The sequence below is a fragment of the Janthinobacterium sp. GW822-FHT07H11 genome (genome assembly GCF_058798615.1).
Window position 1 is genome coordinate 5,559,118 of record NZ_CM179507.1, and the last position, 19,079, is coordinate 5,578,196.

The following is a 19,079-nucleotide window of genomic DNA, read 5'->3' on the forward strand; positions in this document are numbered from 1 at the left end:
ACAACATGAAAAAAATGACCTTGAAACCGATGGCGCTCGCGCTGGCCGCCCTTTGCGTGATGCTGGGCGCCGGCGTGGCCCTGTACTCTCCTTCCTCCACGGCGGCCGACGAGGCGAAGGACAAGAACGCGGCGCCGAAACCGGCCCTGACCGTCACCACGGCCAGGCCGCAAAAGGCCAGCCTGCCCATCAAGCTGAACGCCAACGGCAACGTGGCTGCCTGGCAGGAAGCCGTCATCGGCAGCGAATCGAACGGCTTGCGCCTCACCGACGTGCGCGTGAATGTCGGCGACGTGGTGCGCGCCGGCCAGGTGCTGGCCGTGTTCTCGAACGACACGGTCAATGCCGACGTGGCGCAGGCGAAGGCCGCCGTGCTGGAAGCGGAAGCGAATGCGCTTGAGGCGGCAGCGAACGCCCAGCGCGCCCGCTCGCTGCAAAGCACGGGCGCCATCAGCGCACAGCAGATCAGCCAGTACCTGACGGCCGAACAGACGGCCAACGCGCGCATTGCGTCGGCCAAGGCGCAGCTGGCATCGCAGCAGCTGCGCCTGAAATACACGCAGGTGGTCGCGCCCGACAGCGGCATCATCTCCTCGCGCTCGGCCACCGTCGGGTCGGTGGTGGGCGCCGGCACGGAACTGTTCCGCATGATCCGCCAGGGCCGCCTCGAGTGGCGCGCCGAAGTGACGGCCACCGAGCTGCTGAACCTGAAGCCCGGCACCCTGGCGCAAGTGAAGGCGGCCAATGGCAGCGTTTTGACGGGCAAGGTGCGCATGATCGCCCCCACGGTCGATCCGCAGACGCGTTCGGCCCTGGTGTACGTGGACCTGCCGGCCAGCACCGGCAACAACGCGCCGTTCAAGGCGGGCATGTACGCCAGCGGCGAATTTGAACTGGGTACCTCGGGCGCGCTGACGGTGCCGCAGCAGGCCATCGCAGTGCGCGATGGCTTCAGCTATGTCTTCCGCCTCAATCCCGACCAGCGGGTCAGCCAGATCAAGGTACAGGCCGGGCGGCGCCTGAGCGACCGCATCGAAGTCTTGAGCGGCATCACGGCCGACACGACGATCGTCGTCAGCGGCGCAGGCTTCCTCAATGATGGCGACCTGGTACGCAATGTCGCCAACCCGGCGGCGGCGGCCAGGCCGGTGGCAGCGCCGGCAGTGAAAAAATAAGGAGAGACCATGAATTTCTCTTCCCTCTCGATCAAGAATCCGATCCCGGCCATCATGCTGTTCGCGCTGCTGACCCTGGCCGGTCTGCTGGCCTACAAGGCCAATCCGGTGCAGGATTTCCCCGACATCGAACTGCCCATCGTCACCGTCAGCGCGGTGCTGCCCGGCGCCGCACCGGCCCAGCTGGAAACGGAAGTGGCGCGCAAGATCGAAGATTCCGTCGCCACCCTGCAAGGCGTGAAAAACATCTACACCAAGGTGCTTGATGGCGTCGTCACGGTGACCGTCGAATTCATCCTGGAAAAACAGATCGCCGAAGCCGTCAACGACGTGCGCGACGCCGTCGCGCGGGTCAAGGCGGACATGCCGGCCGAGCTGCGCGACCCCACCGTCACCAAGGCGTCCACGGCCGGGCGCGTGGTGCTGACCTTCATCGCCACGGCGAAAGGGGGCGTCGACAACCCGCTCGACTCTCCCGACCTGTCCTGGTTCGTCGACAACACGGTGGCCAAGCGCCTCTTGACCGTGCCCGGCGTGGGCGCCGTCACCCGCGTGGGCGGCGTCTACCGCGAGATCCAGGTGGAGCTCGACGAGGCGCGCATGGCCGCGCTGAAGGTGTCGGCGCTGGACGTCTCGCGCCAGCTGCGCCTGGTGCAGCGCGAAGCGCCGGGCGGACGCGGCGACGTCAGCGGCGCCGAACAATCGGTGCGCACCATCGCCACCGTGAAGACGGCCGATGAACTGTCGCGCGTCGAAGTGCCGCTGCCGGATGGCCGCCACGTGCGCCTGGAGCAGGTGGCCACGGTGCGCGACACGGTGGCCGAGCCACGCGCGCTGGCCGAGCAGGATGGCAAGACCGTGGTCGCCTTCGAGGTATTCCGCACCAAGGGCGCCAGCGAAGTGGCCGTCGCCAGGGGCGCGCGCGCGGCCATCGCCGACCTGCAAAAGGAAAACCCGAATGTGGTGCTGCAGCAGTCGATCGACAACGCCTTCCCCGTCGAGGAAAACTTCGACGGCTCGATGGAACTGCTGTACGAAGGCGCGCTGCTGGCCGTGCTGGTGGTGTGGTGGTTCCTGCGCGACTGGCGCGCCACCCTGGTGGCCGCGGCCGCCCTGCCCCTGTCCGTGATGCCGGCCTTCCTCGGCATCTACTGGTTCGGCTACACGCTCAACACCGTCACCCTGCTGTCGCTGGCCCTGGTCGTCGGCGTGCTGGTCGACGACGCCATCGTGGAAATCGAAAACATCGAGCGCCATCTGCGCATGGGCAAGTCGCCCATGGAAGCGGCCATGGAAGCGGCCGACGAAATCGGCATGGCGGTCATCGCCACCACCTTCGCGCTGGTGGCCGTGTTCCTGCCGACAGCCTTCATGAGCGGCATTCCCGGCCTGTTCTTCAAGCAGTTCGGCTGGACGGCCGTGCTGGCCGTGCTGGCCTCGCTGGTGGTGGCGCGGCTGCTCACGCCGATGATGGCGGCCTACATATTGAAACCGCTGCCGCACAAGGAGGAACAGGATGGCTGGCTGATGACGCGCTACCTGACGGTCATGCGCTGGTGCCTGAACCACCGCGGCATCACGGCCATCGCCGCGGCCCTGTTCTTTGTCGGCGCGATCCTGCTGGTGCCGCTGCTGCCGACGGGCTTCGTGCCGGCCGCCGACCGCGCGCAGACGCAGATCAACCTGGAACTGCCGCCTGGCTCCACTTTGGGTGAAACGCAGGCCGTGGCAGCCATGGCGCGCGATGCGGCCATGCGCACGCCAGGCGTCAAGGGCGTCTTCAGTTCGATCGGCGGCGGCTCCAGCGGCGACGCCTTCGCCCCCGGCGCGGCGGCCGAGGCGCGCCGCGCCGTGCTGACCCTGACCACCGTGCATCGCACGGAGCGCAAGGAATCGATGGCCGACCTGGAAACGCAGTTGCGCCACAAGCTCGATACGATCCCCGGCGCCCGTTTCACGGTCGGGCCGCCCGATACGGGCGTCAAGATGCAGCTGGTGCTGCGCTCGGAAGACCCGGTGGCGCTGATGGCAGCGGCGCAAAAGGTCGAGCGCGAGTTGCGCGGCCTGAAAGGCATCGGCAACGTCAATTCCAGCGCTTCGCTGGTGCGCCCGGAAATCATCGTGCGTCCCGATTTTGCCAAGGCGGCGGACCTGGGCGTGACGGCGGCAGCCATCGGCGAGACCGTGCGCGTGGCCACGGCCGGCGACTACGACACGGACCTGACCAAAATGAACCTGCCCGAGCGGCAGGTGCCGATCCGCGTCAAGCTGCCCGACAGCGTGCGCGCCGACCTGGCCGCCATCGAGCGCCTGAGCGTGCCCGGCAAGAATGGCCCCGTGCGCCTGGCGAACGTGGCCACGGTGACGATGGAAAGCGGCCCGGCGCAGATCGACCGCTTGAACCGCAGCCGCAACGTTACCCTGGACGTGGAACTCGGCTCGCGCACGCTCGGCGAACTGAATGAAGAAGCGCGCGCGCTGCCATCGATGAAGAATCTGCCGCCGTCGGTGAAGATCGCCGAACTGGGCGACGCGCAGGAAATGGCCTCGCTGTTCGCCAGCTTCGGCCTGGCCATGCTGATCGGCGTGCTGTGCATCTACTGCGTGCTGGTGCTGCTGTTCAAGGACTTCATGCAACCGGTGACCATTCTGGCGGCGCTGCCGCTGTCGATCGGCGGCGCCTTCGTGGCCTTGCTGGTCACGGGCAGCGCGCTGTCGATGCCGTCGATGATCGGCCTGATCATGCTGATGGGGATCGTCACCAAGAACTCCATCCTGCTGGTCGACTATGCGATCCTGGCGCGCCAGGCCGGCATGAACCGTTTCGACGCGCTGGTCGACGCCTGCCACAAGCGCAGCCGCCCCATCCTGATGACGACGATTGCCATGGGCGCCGGCATGATGCCGCTGGCGCTGGGCTGGGGCGCCGACCCCAGCTTCCGTTCGCCGATGGCCATTACCGTCATCGGCGGCCTGATCACCTCGACCTTATTGAGCCTGCTGGTGGTGCCGGCCGTGTTCACCTATATCGACGACCTCGAGCACCTGCTCAAGCGCGGCATGGCGAAACTGCGCCGCCAGAAGGCGCCTGCGCGGCGCGACGACAAGGTGGCGCTGGAAAAATAAACGTCACGACCGATGGCGAAATCGCCCCCTGCGGGCAAGGAAGCGAGGGAGCAGCCGCAGGCCGCGCTCCCCCGCTTCCATCTATCTGGCATACTGCGGCCATTCTCCATGAACGCAATCTGCCCTGCCTATGAATTACCGCACTCCGCTGGCCCTGCTCTTGATCTGCTCCCTGCTGGGCGCCTGCTCGGAAAAAACCGCGCCCGCCAAGGCGCAGGAAGCCGCCGACGCACCAGCAGCAGCCGTCGAACCGGCGCCGGCCGACATCGTGCCGCCGCCTGCCGCCACAGCCCCCAAGACCGAAGAGATGAACACGCCGCAGGCGCGCGAGCGCGAAGCAGGCATGATGCGCGCCGTCTTCGGCAAGGCCTACCGCGACGACAGCGACGATGCGCTGGCCGACCTGCCCGATCCGGACAACCACGTCGACAAGCTCAGTTACGTGGTCAGCGCCGTCAGCCACAAGCTGCTGCCCGATGGCAGCGCCATCCTGGTGGCGAATGCGGAAACAGCCAACACGGAAGGCACGGCCGAATCGGCGCATGCCTCGCCGGGGCTGCTGAATGTCTTTTTCCTGGCGCCCAAGGGCCAGCCCGGAGACGGCCAGTGGAGAGTCGTGCAACGCCTGGAAAACATCGCCGCCCTGGGCTCGTCGGGGCAGCTCGGCGAAGTCCACTGGGTCATGCTGGGCGCGAACAAGCCGGGACTGGCGATCCGCTACGGCTATACGGGCCAGGGCTACACCATCACGCAACTGGCCCTGTTTGAAATCGGCGACGGCAAGGTCGCCTCGCTCGATGGCGCCATCGACCTGTACTCGGACAATATGGGCGCCTGCGGGCCTGAAACGGACGAGTGCTGGATGGTCAAGGGGAACTGGCGCTTCGCCCCGGCGCGCAATGGCGGCGCCTATGATGACTTGCTGATCGATTTCAAGGGCGCCACCGAAAAGATCAAGCCGGGCGTCACGGTCAAGCCGGACGAAGATCCGCCGCGCATCGCCACGCCCCTGAACAGCCACGCGCGCTATGGCTTCGATGGCAAGGGCTATCAATTAGTTGAAGGAAAAAACCCGGTACCTGGAATTTAATGCGGGCAGACCCGCCGGGCCTGACTCCACGCAAGCGAGCTACCTGCGCGCCGCGTCCAGGCGCGCCAGCAGCGGCGCATACATAGCCCGCGTATGGCTGCTCCAGCGGGCCATGGCACTGTCGATATCGAGCAGCAACCGCTCGGCCAGCACCTTGTCGCCCTGCTGCAGCGCCCAGATCGCGCACTCGGCGCGGCACTCGAAGCTGTTGTAGCGCGTCAGCGCATCGTCGAATTGCGCCTTCGCCTCCGCCTGGCGCCCGGCCTGCGCCAGCGCGCGCGCCGTCAGCAGGGACACCATCTCGGGACGGAAATGGATATCCGTGCGGCGGATGAATTCCAGGTGCGTCAGGGCTTCGGCGCCGCGCGCGCACTCCAGATAGGCGCGCGCCGCGCCCAGGCGAATTTCCAGGTCCGATGAAAACGCGCCCCGCAGGCAGGCCTCATACGTCGCTGCCGCTTCCTGCGCATCGCCCGCTTCCAGCTGCGCGCTGGCCAGGCGCATCTGGTTTTGCGCCGTCGGCGTGTACTCGAAGGCGGCCTTCGCCTCGCGCAGTTCGCGGTTCGGGTCCAGCACCTGGACGGCCACCGAAGCGACCTTGCGCGCGCCTTGCGGCAGGCGCGAATTGGGCAGGTAGATGGCGAAGAAATACACCACGCTGCCCAGCAGCGGGAACATGAATAAAATGAGCAGCCAGTACAGCTGCTGCCCGTTGCGCACCACGTGGATCGCAAAAAATACCGCGATCAAAATGTGGATGCCTATGCCAAAAATCGTCATGCCGCGACCTCGTTCGTAATGGGAGCGGCTGGCACCATGCCGCCGCTTTCCCTGGTCAGAATATTACACTGGCCGCGCCAGGCACACGCGCCTATTGCGCCTGGGCCGACCAGCCGCCGCCCATGGCGCGATACAGGTCGACCGAGGCGACAAGGAGGCGCGTCTTCAGCTGCAGCAAGCCCACGTCGGCGCTGTACAGGGTGCGCTGGGCATCGAGTTCTTCCAGGTACGAGGCATAGCCATTGCGGTAGCGGTTATGCGCGATGCGCAGGGTGTCCGCCGCCGCGGCGCGGCGCGCGTCGTTTTCCACGGCTTGCTGCTGCAGCCGGTAGAGGGCGCCCAGGCTGTTCTCCGTTTCGGCGAAAGCGTTGCGCACCACGTTTTCATACGCGTACACGAGCTGGTCGCGCTGCGCGCCGGCCGCATCCGTCTGCGCCTGCACGCGACCGCCGTCGAACAGGGGGCCGGCCGCCAAGGCCGTCAGGCGCCACAGCGCGGCGGGCGCATGCAGGAAATCGGTGAGCGTGGTCGCTTGCCCGCCGCCGACGGCCGTCAGCTTGAACGAGGGCAGCAGCTGGTCGCGCGTGGCGGCCAGGCTGGCGTTGGCGGCCGCCAGGTTGTGTTCCGCGCGCGCGATGTCGGGCCGCCGACGCAGCAGTTCGGATGGCAGGCCGGCCGGCACGCCAGGCGCGGCCAGCGCGGCCAGCGGCAAGCCGCGCGCGATGGGGCCGGGATTGCCGCCGACGAGGACGGCCAGCGCGTTTTCCTGCTCGAAGATCTGCCGCTGCAGCTGCGGCACCTGCTCGGCCGCCGCATGGTATTCCGATTGCGCCTGCAGCCATTCCAGGCGCGAGCTGTAGCCTACCTCGAACTGCTTGCGCGCCAGCTCGCGCGACTGTTCGCGCAGCTGCAGGGTCGATTGCGTGAGCGCCAGCTGCGCGTCGAGTCCGCGCAGATTCAAATACGCCGTGGCCACGCTGGCGGCGATCGACAGGGCCGCCGCGTCAAGGCTGGCCTGCTCGGCGCGGTAACTCTCGGCGGCCGCGTCGCTCAGACTGGCCAGCCGGCCCCACACATCGATTTCATAGCTGGCCTGCAGTTCCGCCTGGAAGACGTTCGTCACATACGGCTTGCCGCTGGAGGCCAGGGTGCGCGTGCGCGTGGGCGAACCGTCGAAGGCCAGGTTGGGCGCGCGGTTCGCATCGGCCTGCGCCAGGCGCGCCCGGTATTCCTGCACGCGGGCGCGCGCCACGCGCAAATCGCCATTGCGCGCCAGCGCCTCGCCCACCAGATCACTTAAAACGGGATCGCCGAAAGCCTGCCACCACAGCTGCTCAACTTGGGCCTCAGTCGCCGCCGGTGCGCCGATGGCTTGCGCGCGCCAGCCCGACGGCAGTTGCAGGACCGAGGCGGGCTGCGGCGGCGCCTTGGCGGCGCAGCCGGCCAGCGCCAGCGCAGCGGCCATCAGCAGGTGACGGCGCTTCATGGCTTGGCCTTCTTCGGCGCAGGCGGCGGCGCGGGATTTTCCGCCGAGTCGTTCAGCACGGCCGACGTGTCGACGCTGACCACCACCGACATGCCGGGCAACAGCCGGCGCGCATTCGCCTGGCCCGGATCGATGCGGATGCGCACGGGGATGCGCTGGGCAATTTTGAGGTAATTGCCCGTCGCATTATCGGCTGGCAGCACGGAAAACTCGGAACCCGTGGCCGGCGAGATGCGCTCGACCTGGCCCGTCAGCACGGCGCCGTCGAGCGCGTCGACGTGGAAGGTGGCACTCTGCCCTTCCTGCACGCCGTTCATCTGCGTTTCCTTGAAATTGGCGATCACCCACATCTGGCGCGGCACCAGCGCCATCAGCTGCGCGCCCGAATTCACGTAGGCGCCCTGGCGCACCGTCACCTGGCCCAATTGTCCATCGGAGGGCGCCACGATACGCGTGTTATCGAGGTCTATCCTGGCCGCCTTGACGGCCGCCTGCGCGTTCGCCACGGCAGCCTCCAGCGCCTGCTTGTTGACCACCACGGAATGCACGCTTTGCTGCGCGATGTCGAGATTGGCGCGCGCTTGGGCCAGCGCGGCCGCCATCTGCGCCTGCGTGGCGCGCGACTGGTCGTGTTCGCGCTGCGACAGCGAACCATCGGCCACCAGCTGCTCCACCCGGCTCAAGTCGGCGCTGGCCTTGCGCGCCTGCGCTTCCGCATTGGCCAGCGCTGCCTCGCTGACGGAAATGCCAGCCTGCGCGCTGGCCTTTTGCTGCGCCCAGTTCGACAAGGCCGCCTGCTGCGCGGCCAGCTGGGCCTGTGCCTGCTCGTAGCGCTGCTGATAGATGCGGTCGTCGATGCGCACCAGCAGCTGCCCTTCCTTCACATCCATGAAATCCTGCACCGTCACTTCCACCACATAGCCGGACAGCTGGGTGCCGATGATGGTCACCTGCCCGCGCACGGTGGCGTTTTCCGTCGTCACGATGGGACTGGTGAACGGCGGCAAACGCCACGCATACAGCACGATCAGCACGCCCACCAGGGCCACGGCCGCAAAGGCCAGCGCGGACAGCCATTGGTGGCGCCGGTCCGGCTGCGCCGTGGAAGAGGCGGCCGGCGCCGGCGTGGGCGCGGCTGCGGGCGTTGCCGGTGCTGGCGGTGGATTCGTCTTATCTTCTGTCATTGCTCGGTTCCGAATTGGTAATGGGGACGATGGCCATGGCCGTTTGCGCATCGCGCACGGGGCCGACCAGGCGCCGCGCGCCGGTGGTGATGCGGGTCCAGGACTGGCTGACCAGCATCCACAACAGGGTGGCGATGGCGACGCCGGCGATCATCAGGAAAACGTCGTTATAGGCGAGTACATTCGCTTCGCGCGTGGCGATGGCGCCCAGCCGCGCCACGCCCTGGGCATTGCGCAAGGCCGGATCCATCAGCACGCCGCCATAGCTTGCGGCGCCCGACTGCACGCGCGCGGCCACCTGCGGGTCGAGCATGGTCAGGTGTTCGACCAGATAGCTGGAATGGTATTTTTCGCGCGCCGTCTGGATGGTGCCGACGATGGCCGAACCGAGCAGGCCGCCCAGGTTCTGCGTCATCGTAAACATCACGGAAAAACTCACCAGGTTGCGCGGTTCGGCGATCACCGCGCCCATGCCGGCCACCATGGTGGGACCGAGGAAATACGTGCCGCCAAAGGCCAGCAGAAACTGGCTCACATACATGTTGACGGGGCGCGTCTGGCTGGTGGCATGCGCATCGATCAGGGCGCCTGCGGCGATCAGCAGCAGCGCCAACATCAATGAACGGTGGATGCTGGCCGGATTGATCGTCAGTGCGCTGACCAGCAGGCCGGCCACGCTGCCCAGGAGCACCACGACAAACAGGTTCTGCATCTGGTCCGTGTTCAGGCCCAGCGCCTGCAAAAAGCCCACGGCGCCCGTCGACTCGGACAGCACGATGCGGAACAGCAGCACCGATAAAAACAGCTTGGCGATCTTGCCCGTGGTGAGCCAGCGCGTATTGAGCAGCGGGCGCGCGCGGTTATGCTCGATGGCCAGCGCGGCGGCGATCAGCACGATGGAGCATGCCAGGCACACGCCGACCCACTCTGCCTCCATCCACCAGGCCGTGCGCCCCTGCGCCAGCACGGCGCACAGCAGGGCCACGCCGGGCGCGAACAGGATGAAGGTGAGGAAGTCGAGCGGCTCGAAGGTCTGCACGCGGTCGCCCGGCGGCAATTTGAGGGCCAGTACGCAGCCCAGGGCCAGCAAGGCCAGGCCCAGCTCGAACAGGTACAGGCCGTGCCACTCGCCGATCTGCAGCAGTTCGGACGTGAAGATGCGCGCCAGGGGCAGCGCCAGTTGGGCAAAGCCCAGGCCCAGCACCACGCCCTTCAGGCGGTGCCGCGCGGGAAACGCCTGCAGGGTGTAGTACAGGCCCAAGACCCCCAGCGCGCCGCCCACCATGCCATGCGCGGCGCGCACGGCGATGGCCGACGGCAGGGTATTCGCATACAGGTGGGCGAAGGTGACGAGCGCATACAGCACGAGGAAGAATTCGGTAAACAGGCGCAGGCCGAACTGCTGGCGGAATTTCACCAGCAGCAAATTCATGGAAACAATGGTCATCACGTAGGCGGCCGGCAGCCACTGCATCTGGTAGGCATAGGCGCCCAGCGAACCTTGCAGGTTCAGCAGATTGGCCGTCACCAGGCCGTTACCGAGCCCCCCCGTCAGCGCGACGATCAGGCCGACGATGAAGTACGCGACGCGCCTGGGCGTCGAATGTTCGGGCGTCGATGGCGACCCGGGCAGGTTCGGGCGTTCGCCCGGCCTCCAGGTGCGCGGTGTGTACTTGTCCATGCGGTAATCGCGATCCGGTTTGCTGAAGCCGTTCTTTGCTGCAGTAATAGAAATAGTTGCAAATGAACAGTTCTAGCCAGCAGCATATCATCGCAGGACGTTTTTATTGTTTACATTGTTGGATGCTGTTGTGCAGCTGCTCAGGTCTGCGTTTTCGCGACGCCGCTCCGGTCACGCCTGCGCGAAAAATACCAGTCGGCAATGTAACGGATAACGCAGGCAAACAGTGTCATCTGCAGGCTGGCCACGGCCAGGCTGCGCGGCGCGGCGCTGAAGCTGGCAAACAGCAGGGCCAAAGCGCCAAAGACAAAGCCGAATTGCACCGTGCGGCGTGCCGGCGTGGCCAGCGCCGCCTGTCCGGAGAAATACCAGCCCAGGCCTGCATACAGTGTGGCGGCGATGGCCAGCATGCACGCCGCAGGCAAGACTGCCGGCGGCAGCAAGCCCGAGGCGGACAACAGCGTGGCGCACGCCGCCAGCAGCGCCAGCACGCCCGCAACGCGATAGCGCACGAAAGCAGCACTGGCTACCGCCACCGCTGGCAATGGGCTGTCTTGCGGCGCCGGCTCACGCAGCGACAGCGCACGCACGTCAATGCCGAAAACGGCAGCGAGCGCCATGCGCGTTTCATTGGATGCGCTGCCGTCGGCTTCCACCCGCTGTATCGTGCGCAGACTCACGTCGGCGCTGGCCGCTAGTTGCTCTTGCGACCAGGCGCGCTCCGTACGCAGCCGCCGGACAGTGCTTGCATCAATTTTCATGTCGTCATCCATGGTAAGGCTCCACCAGAAAAGAATGGAGGCCAAGGATGCCGAGTTTACAACAAAAATACGACGACACTCTGCCGCCACCCCGGCATCCAACAAGCTGGCGCCCTGCCTCACACCCGCGGCGGGTCCGTCTCGCGCGCGAATGAACGGTGGGCGGCCAGCAGCTTCTTGAAGGCGGCCACGCCTTTCACCACCTCGCCTGCCGGCACGACGATGATGGCGGGATCGGGCTTGCCATCAGGCAGAGTCGTCGGCACGCCGGCCTTGTCCAGCAAGCCCTTGCCCGCGCCGATGGCCAGTATCGGCTTGCAGTGGCGGTACTGCAGGCGCAGGAAGTCGAGCGCATTGGCGTCGCTGCCCAGCTGCTGCACGGCGCCCTGCCCATCCGGGACCACGACGGCGTCGAACAGCACGGATGGTCCCGTTTCCAGCGAGATTTCCACGGCCAGCGGCGCGCCGCCACTCGTGTCGACTTTCCCCAGGTGGCTGCCCACCAGGCGCGGCACGGCGCCGTCGGCCAGCAAGGATGCATAGATGCTGCGCACCTGCGCACCGTCGCTGCCCGGCCCCACGAGGATGGCCACGCGCAGGGTGTGGATGCCTGTCTTGCCGGGACGGAAGAAGAGCGACAGCTCCGGCGATGGCGGATACGTGGGCATGGGCAGCATGGAGGCGAGCGGCATGGCCGGCGGCAAGGCCAGCCCCAGGCCGTCAGCCAGCCGCTGTGCCAGGGTTTCATCGACATTGCGCAGCATGGCGACGATGCGCTTGCGGATGGCCACCGTCTGCACCTTGCTCAGTTCAAAGCGGAAGGCATGCACGATATGGTCTTGCTCGACCGGCGTCTGGCTGATCCAGAACAAACGTGCCTGGGCATAGTGCTCGGCGAATTTCTCGGGCTTGCCGCGCACCTTGTCGCCCTCGGTGGGCGCGGGAAAGCTGTTGAAACCCTTCGCGCCCGCCTGGAACGGACAGCCGCCCGCCAGCGAATTGGGTTCGTAGGCGACACGGCCCCGGTTGATGGCCTGGCGATGGATGCCGTCGCGCTGGTTGTTGTGCAGCGGCGCCAGCGGCGAGTTGATGGGAATTTCATGGAAGTTGGCGCCGCCCAGGCGCGTGAGCTGCGTGTCGACGTACGAATGGATGCGCCCCTGCAGCAGCGGGTCGTTGGAAAAATCGATGCCGGGAATGATGTGCGCGGTGCAGAAAGCCACCTGCTCCGTCTCGGCAAAGAAGTTATCGGGATTGCGGTTCAAGACCATTTTCCCCACCGGGATCAGGGGCACCAGTTCTTCGGGAATCAGCTTGGTGGGATCGAGCACGTCGAAGGGGAACGCCTCGGCCTGTTCTTCCGTGAAGACCTGGAAGGACAGCTCGTATTCGGGATACTCGCCGCACTCGATGGCTTCCCACAGGTCGCGCCGGTGGAAGTCGGAATCGGCGCCACTGATCTTGACGGCTTCATCCCACACGAGCGAATGCGTGCCGGCCATGGGCGACCAGTGGAATTTGCAGAAGACCGACTGTCCCTTGGCATTGACGAGGCGGAAGGTATGCACGCCAAAGCCCTGCATCATGCGGTAGCTGCGCGGGATGGCGCGGTCGGACATGACCCACATCAGCATGTGCGTGATTTCCGGCGACAGCGAGGCGAAATCCCAGAAGGTGTCATGCGCGCTGGCCGCCTGCGGGATGCCGTTGTTCGGCTCGGGCTTGACGGCGTGGATGAGGTCAGGGAACTTCATCGCATCCTGGATGAAGAAGACGGGGATGTTATTGCCGACCAAATCCCAGTTACCTTCATCCGTATAAAACTTCACGGCAAAGCCGCGCACGTCGCGCGCCGTGTCGGTCGAGCCGCGTTCACCGGCCACCGTGGAAAAGCGCACGAAGACGGGGGTCCGCTTGCCCGCCTTGGCGAACGGCGTCGCACGCGTATGCTTGCTTTGCTCCTTGTAGCACTCAAAGTAACCGTGGGCGGCCGAACCGCGCGCATGCACGACGCGCTCGGGAATGCGCTCATGGTCGAAGTGCGTGAGTTTTTCACGCAGGATAAAATCTTCCATCAGGGTGGGGCCGCGCAAGCCCGCCTTCAGCGAGTTCTGGTTGTCGCCCACCGGCACGCCCTGGTTGGTCGTCAGCACGCAGCCGCTGTCGTCCGCGCGCGCGCGGTCCAGCGAGGCATTCGCCGCATTCTCGCCGAGGACGGGCTGGCCCGCGCCCACCTTGGGCGAGGGCGTCGTTTCGCCCGTGGTACTGGCCGTGGCCAGCGCTTCCTTGCTGTCCACGTGCACGCCCTCTTCCGGCGCGCGCGCCGCCTCGCCGTACTGGCCGGCGACATTCGGATTGTCCGGCATGTCGGCCGACAGCGCCTGGCTGGCGGCGGCTTTTGTCAGCAGCGCCTGGGCCGCGGCATGGTCGCTGCCCACGCTTTGCGGCGGATCGGTTTCGGAAGGACCTGACATGCTGCTCAATACGGAACCCGCACCGTCCGTGGACGGCGTTTTCTTGTTGCTGGCCATGACATCTCCTGTGTGTATCGTGCCCCGTGCCGGCGCGACGATGGCGCACCGGCACGGAGCAACTCAATGAATGATGGGAACAAGTACACCGATCGTGGAGCGCATCATCCACACTCCTTGCTACTGCATGCACGTGGGCGCTGGCCCGGCCCGCCTCAAGGCGGGCTGGACCAGCGCCCACGACCAATACTCAGCAGGAATGCGTCAACGCCGACTTGACAGCGCTTACTTGGCGTTGCGCGACCCCAGCAGTTTCGACAATCCATAGCCGGCGGCCAGGGCCACGAGCAGCGACACGGCCGGGCGCTCGCGCACATAGCCGCGGCCCGTTTCGCCGGCGCGCTGGCAGGCGGCGCCCAGTTGCTTGCCGCGCGCCATCAGGCGCTCGGACGCTTTCGATACGGTGTCGCTGACCTGCTCGATCTTGTCGCCCACCTGGTCCACGCTGTCATGCGCGCGCGTGGCCACCTTGTCGATCAGGGGCTGGGCCTGTTCTGCCACCTTGTCGATGGTGCTATGCAAATCCTTGCGGGTATCCTGGGTATTGCCGTTCAGGTCGGAGCTGGCTTTTTCAATCGCGTTCATGATGGTTTCCTTTAATGGTAAATAAAAATCCAACCATGCTCGATGCCGTGACCGAATCATGATTTTCCTCGCTTCCGGGAGAAAGAAGCGACTAAACGCCGCCGGGCTGAGCCATATCAAACTCTGGATCAGCAGCAAGCTGTTGTCACCACCTTAACCGTGCCGCCAGCCACTTACCGTGCGCTGTTTCACCTTGAAGAGCAGACTTAAATTCCTGGCAGAAATAACAATCCCCGCCGGCCTGGTGAGGCGGGCGGGGATTGCTTGAAAGATGGCAAGTCAGGCCAGTTGCCGCCGGACTTCTCCGCAGGCGCGCCTGCTCCTGCAAGATGGCGTCATCGAGACGCAATGCACTGAGCTGTTGCCGCGGCGGTGCGTTTTCCTCCTGCCATTGCAGGAGTTGCTGGGGCACTGGCTGCCCACGGCGCTGCCGCAGGCGCGCCATGACGTGAGCCGCACCATCCTGGCGGGCGCCGGCCACCCGCGCAGCGACGGGTATCCATGTGGCTCTCGCTGCGCAGCTGCCGGACCTCGCGCGAACTGGCCGCCAGCGCAGGTTGATGGAGCATCAAGCAGCAGGCGAAAAAAAACCCACCGTTTGAGCGGTGGGTTTTTTTCTGCTACGAATACTTGGTGCCGTTGGCCGGAATCGAACTGGCGACCTTCACATTACGAATGTGCTGCTCTACCAACTGAGCTACAACGGCGAAGACCCACATTCTACAAACAATGCACAAAATTTGCTAGTGTCAACGCGAACTTTTTTGCATTTTTTTAAGCGACCCGGCTGCAGGCCGCTGAAAATCGTGGAAAAGCGCGGCTTTTCACTCCGCGTGATAGGCGGTCACGCGGGCCACTTCGTCTTTCGAGCCAAGGAAGACCGGCACGCGCTGGTGCAGCTTGTGCGGGGCGATGTCCATGATGCGCTGCTGGCCGTCGGTGGCGGCGCCGCCGGCTTGCTCGACGATGAAGGCCATCGGGTTCGCTTCGTACATCAGGCGCAGCTTGCCCGGCATCGAGGTGTCGCGCAGGTCGGCCGGGTACATGAAGATGCCGCCGCGGTTCAGGATGCGGTGCACGTCGGCCACCATCGAGGCGATCCAGCGCATGTTGAAATTGGTGCCGCGCGGGCCAGTGTCGCCGGCCAGCAGTTCGTCGACATAGCGCTTCACGGGCGGATGCCAGTGGCGCACGTTCGACATGTTGATGGCAAATTCCTTGGTCGTCGGCGGAATCTGCATATTGCTTTGCGTGAGGACCCACGAACCCATTTCGCGGTCCAGGGTGAAGCAGTTCACGCCATTGCCGAAGGTCAGCACCAGCATGGTTTGCGGGCCGTACACGGCGTAGCCGGCCGCCACCTGCTTGCTGCCCGCCTGCATGAAGTCCTGCTCCGTCGGCTGCCCCATGCCGTCCGGCGCCTTCAGTACCGAGAAGATGGTGCCGATCGAAACGTTGACGTCGATGTTAGACGAGCCATCGAGCGGGTCGAACAGCAGCATGTATTCGCCCTTCGGATAGCGGTTCGGAATCGGATGGATCGATTCCATTTCTTCCGACGCCATGGCCGCCAGGTGACCGCCCCATTCATTCGCTTCCAGCAAAATCTCGTTGGAGATGATGTCGAGCTTTTTCTGCACTTCGCCCTGCACGTTTTCCGTGTCGGCCGTGCCCAGCACTTCACCGAGGGCACCCTTGCCGACGGCGTGGCTGATGGTTTTACAAGCGCGCGCGACGACTTCGATCAGCAGGCGCAGTTCGGCCGGAATGCTGTTGTTCGAGCGCTGCTCTTCAACCAGGTATTGCGTAAGACTGATACGTTTCATGAAACCCCTTCGTTAGTTTTAAATACGTCTCGTTCGGTACCTGTCGGCTTACGCGCCCCTGGCGCTAAGCCGACCTACAAATAATGAATCCCGTTGCATACGTAGGTCGGATTAGCCCGCAGGGCGTCATCCGACAGCCGTCAATTTGCCAATGCCTTGGAAACGACTTCCATCACGTCATTCGACAAACTGGGCTGGCCGGCGACCTGCTCAAGCGCGTCGCGCATATGGCCTTGCAGCGCCGGCACGTAACGGCGCCAGCGGTCCATCGAGCGCGCCAGGCGCGCAGCCACTTGCGGGTTCAGGGCATCGAGCGCGATCACCTGCTCGGCCCAGAAGGCGTAGCCGCTGCCGTCAGCCGCATGGAATTGCGACGGATTGCCGTTGGTGAAATTGAAGATCAGGCTGCGCGCGCGGTTCGGGTTCTTCAAGGTGAAAGCCGGATGCGTCATCAACTGGCGCACGGCTTGCACATCGGTCGTTGGCGCGGCGGCCTGCATGGCGAACCACTTGTCGACCACCAGCGCCTCGTTCTCGAAGTCGGCATAGAAGCTGGTCAAGGCCGCTTGCGCATGCGGCTGCGAGCCGGAATGAGTCAGCGCCGCCAGCGCCGCGGCGCGGTCCGTCATGTTGCCGGCATTATCGAACTGCAGCCGCGCCAGGTCCAGCTCCGCTGCTTCGGGCGCAATCAGCAGATACGCGAGGGCCAGGTTTTTCAGCGCGCGCTTGCCGGCCGACAGGGCGTCGGGGCTGTAGTCGCCCGGCGTCTGATTGGCGTGGTACTGCGCCAGCAATTCAGGTTTCAGGGCCGCCGCGATGGTTGCGCGCATGAACTGGCGCGCCGCGTGGATCGCCTGCGGATCGACTTGCGCCATGCGCTCGGCGATGATGGTTTCCGACGGCAGGATCAGGGCCAGTTCGCGGAAGGCGGGATCGAGGGTGTCGTCGGCCAGCAGGGCGCGCTGCGCTGCGATGAAGGTGTCGTCCAGCGCCAGGGGCTCGCCGGCGGCGACGGCCGCGGCCAGCTTGAGCAGGCGCGCCATCGCCAGGCGCTGGCCCGCTTCCCAGCGGTTGACGGGATCGCTGTCGTGGCGGAACAGGTGCAGCAGCTCCGCATCGGTATAGTCGTACTCGAGCACCACGGGGGCGGAAAAGTCGCGCAGCAGCGATGGCACGGGGGCTTCAGGCACCTGGGTGAAGCGGAAGGTCTGCGACGCCTGCGTCAATTCCAGCACGACGCTGGCAGCGCCGTTCGACGCCACGCCCTCCACGTGCAGCGGCAGGTCGCCGCCATCGGCAGCCAGCAAGCCGACGGTGACGGGAATGTGGAAGGGCAGCTTTTCCGCCTGGCCCGGCGTGGCGGGGCAGCTTTGCGCCAGCGTCAGCTCAAACGTCCGGCTGGCGGCGTCATAGCGCGTGGAAGCGGTGACGACGGGCGTGCCGGCCTGGCTGTACCAGCGCTCGAACTGGCTAAAGTCGCGGCCATTCGCGTCCGCCATGGCGGCGCGGAAGTCGTCGCACTGCACGGCCTGGCCATCGTGGCGCTCGAAATACAGGTCCATGCCCTTGCGGAAACCGTCACGGCCGACCAGGGTCTGGTACATGCGCACCACTTCGGCGCCCTTCTCGTAGATGGTGACCGTATAAAAGTTATTGATCTCGACAAAGGAATCTGGACGCACGGGATGGGCCATCGGGCCCGCGTCTTCGGGGAACTGCGCCTGGCGCAGGGTGCGCACCTGGTCGATGCGCGTGACGGCGCGGCCCGTGTCCGTGCCTATCATGTCGGCCGAAAATTCCTGGTCGCGGAATACCGTCAAGCCTTCTTTCAAGGACAGCTGGAACCAGTCGCGGCACGTCACGCGATTGCCAGTCCAGTTATGGAAATACTCGTGGCCCACCACCGCCTCAATGCCGGCGTAATCAACGTCGGTCGCCACGCGCGGATTGGCCAGCACATACTTGGTATTGAAGATGTTCAGGCCCTTGTTTTCCATGGCGCCCATATTAAAATCGCCCACGGCCACGATCATGAAGCGGTCCAGGTCCAGTTCCAGGCCGAAGCGCTCCTCGTCCCAGCGGATGGAGTTTTTCAGCGACTGCATGGCATAGTCGGTTTTATCAAGGTTGCCCTCTTCCACCCATACCTGCAGCAGCACTTCGCGGCCCGATTTCAAGGTGTAGTGCTCTTCCTGGCATACCAGGCGCGCCGCCACCAGCGCGAACAGATAGGACGGCTTCTTGAACGGGTCTTCCCACTTGGCGTAATGGCGGCCATCACCGAGGTCGCCCTCCTCGATCAGGTTGCCGTTCGACAACAGCACCGGATAGCGTTCCTTGTCGGCGCGCAGCATGACCGTGTACTTGGCCATCACGTCCGGACGGTCAGGGAAGAAGGTGATGCGGCGGAAGCCCTCTGCCTCGCACTGGGTGAAGAAATTATGGTTCGACACATACAGGCCGGACAGCGAGGTATTGTCCTGCGGCGCCAGCACGGTCTCGATATCGAGCAGCACCTCGTCCGGCGCCTTGGGGATGGTCAGCATGCCTGCCGTCAGCTGGTACTGCGACGGCTTCAGTACCTTGCCGTTCAGGCGCACCATCACCAGTTCGATATGTTCGCCGTGCAATTCGATGCTGCGGCTGCGGCTGGCCGGGTTGTGGCGCATGCGGATCCGGCTCGCCACCACCGTGCGGGCGGGATCGAGATCGAAACCAAGTTCAACGCTATCGACCAGGAAGCTGGGCGGCGTGTAATCTTTGCGGTAAATCGTCTGAGGGCTGTCTGTGCGCATAGGGATTTGGGTGGGAGCGGAGGCAAAAGCCTATTTTACCAACACCAGCCCCCGATAGT

General features: G+C 65.2%; 12 protein-coding genes and 1 tRNA gene. 3 read left to right on the forward strand and 10 right to left on the reverse strand.

What is annotated here, in order from left to right:
• Positions 1-5 precede the first annotated feature (5 nt).
• From AC3RCJ_RS24530 to AC3RCJ_RS24540, 3 genes are all read left to right on the forward strand, one after another.
• Complete coding sequence (locus AC3RCJ_RS24530; protein WP_492965250.1) at positions 6-1,175, forward strand: efflux RND transporter periplasmic adaptor subunit; 1,170 nt, start codon at positions 6-8, stop codon at positions 1,173-1,175.
• Positions 1,176-1,184: 9 nt separating this feature from the next.
• Positions 1,185-4,301 (forward strand): efflux RND transporter permease subunit, encoded by a 3,117-nt coding sequence (locus AC3RCJ_RS24535; RefSeq protein WP_492959443.1) that lies wholly within the window; start codon positions 1,185-1,187, stop codon positions 4,299-4,301.
• Positions 4,302-4,431: 130 nt separating this feature from the next.
• The gene (locus tag AC3RCJ_RS24540; RefSeq protein WP_492959445.1) at positions 4,432-5,391 is read left to right on the forward strand and encodes a hypothetical protein; all 960 of its coding nucleotides are present in this window, start codon (positions 4,432-4,434) and stop codon (positions 5,389-5,391) included.
• A 39-nt stretch (positions 5,392-5,430) separates the two neighbouring features.
• Here the strand turns inward: AC3RCJ_RS24540 and AC3RCJ_RS24545 are convergent, their stop codons facing one another.
• From AC3RCJ_RS24545 to pepN, 10 genes are all read right to left on the reverse strand, one after another.
• Positions 5,431-6,171, reverse strand: a complete 741-nt coding sequence (locus tag AC3RCJ_RS24545; RefSeq protein ID WP_492959447.1) for a hypothetical protein — start codon at positions 6,169-6,171, stop codon at positions 5,431-5,433.
• Between the two features lie 91 nt (positions 6,172-6,262).
• Positions 6,263-7,657 carry an efflux transporter outer membrane subunit gene (locus AC3RCJ_RS24550; protein WP_492959449.1) on the reverse strand — a complete coding sequence of 465 codons (1,395 nt, stop codon included), beginning with the start codon at positions 7,655-7,657 and terminating at the stop codon, positions 6,263-6,265.
• On the reverse strand, positions 7,654-8,841 hold the full coding sequence (locus AC3RCJ_RS24555; protein ID WP_492959451.1) for an HlyD family secretion protein: 1,188 nt from the start codon (positions 8,839-8,841) through the stop codon (positions 7,654-7,656). The genes AC3RCJ_RS24550 and AC3RCJ_RS24555 overlap by 4 nt, the downstream gene beginning before the upstream one ends.
• Positions 8,828-10,522, reverse strand: coding sequence for an MFS transporter (locus tag AC3RCJ_RS24560; protein ID WP_492959453.1), 1,695 nt, complete (start codon positions 10,520-10,522; stop codon positions 8,828-8,830). Before AC3RCJ_RS24560 ends, AC3RCJ_RS24555 begins: the two co-directional genes overlap by 14 nt.
• Before the next feature lie 140 nt (positions 10,523-10,662).
• Positions 10,663-11,388 carry a helix-turn-helix domain-containing protein gene (locus AC3RCJ_RS24565; protein WP_492959455.1) on the reverse strand — a complete coding sequence of 242 codons (726 nt, stop codon included), beginning with the start codon at positions 11,386-11,388 and terminating at the stop codon, positions 10,663-10,665.
• Between the two features lie 14 nt (positions 11,389-11,402).
• Positions 11,403-13,814 carry a catalase gene (locus AC3RCJ_RS24570; protein ID WP_492959456.1) on the reverse strand — a complete coding sequence of 804 codons (2,412 nt, stop codon included), beginning with the start codon at positions 13,812-13,814 and terminating at the stop codon, positions 11,403-11,405.
• 225 nt (positions 13,815-14,039) lie between these two features.
• Positions 14,040-14,399, reverse strand: coding sequence for a hypothetical protein (locus AC3RCJ_RS24575; RefSeq protein WP_492959458.1), 360 nt, complete (start codon positions 14,397-14,399; stop codon positions 14,040-14,042).
• 631 nt (positions 14,400-15,030) lie between these two features.
• A tRNA-Thr gene (locus AC3RCJ_RS24580) sits at positions 15,031-15,106 on the reverse strand.
• 117 nt (positions 15,107-15,223) lie between these two features.
• Positions 15,224-16,225, reverse strand: a complete 1,002-nt coding sequence (locus AC3RCJ_RS24585; RefSeq protein WP_492959460.1) for a class 1 fructose-bisphosphatase — start codon at positions 16,223-16,225, stop codon at positions 15,224-15,226.
• A gap of 140 nt (positions 16,226-16,365) precedes the next feature.
• The gene (pepN, locus tag AC3RCJ_RS24590) at positions 16,366-19,020 is read right to left on the reverse strand and encodes an aminopeptidase N (RefSeq protein ID WP_492959462.1); all 2,655 of its coding nucleotides are present in this window, start codon (positions 19,018-19,020) and stop codon (positions 16,366-16,368) included.
• Positions 19,021-19,079: the final 59 nt, after the last annotated feature.